The organism is Corynebacterium sp. UMB0012 (genome assembly GCF_030216265.1).
In the GTDB taxonomy this organism is placed as follows: Bacteria; Actinomycetota; Actinomycetes; order Mycobacteriales; family Mycobacteriaceae; genus Corynebacterium.
On record NZ_JASOKQ010000090.1, the window covers coordinates 1 to 299 of the forward strand.

Here is a 299-nt window from a genome sequence, read left to right on the forward strand (position 1 = left end):
GGTTTCGACCTGGGATTTCGCTTTGCGGTCGCAAAGGCCGTAGCCCAAGTGCGCATCCATCTCCGCCTTAAGACCAGCGTTGATCGATGCTTGCAGCAAGCCTTTGACCAGCTCGCTTGCATCATCAGCGGAGCTCGACAACTCGCTGATCAAGCTGGCGATTTCAGGGTTTTCCATCAGCTTCTCGCTGATCTCGTTGACCCTCGCCGGGTCATGGTTTTTCTTCGGTGACACCGTAGTCATTATCGGTGAAACTCCTTCTAGATCAGAGCCTCACACACAAACTTCCTGACACCCTC

General features: G+C 53.8%; 1 pseudogene. It reads right to left on the reverse strand.

The window, feature by feature from the left end:
- Positions 1–243 (reverse strand): annotated as a pseudogene (locus tag QP324_RS11985) (IS256 family transposase); the annotation flags it as partial.
- Between the last annotated feature and the right edge of the window lie 56 nt (positions 244–299).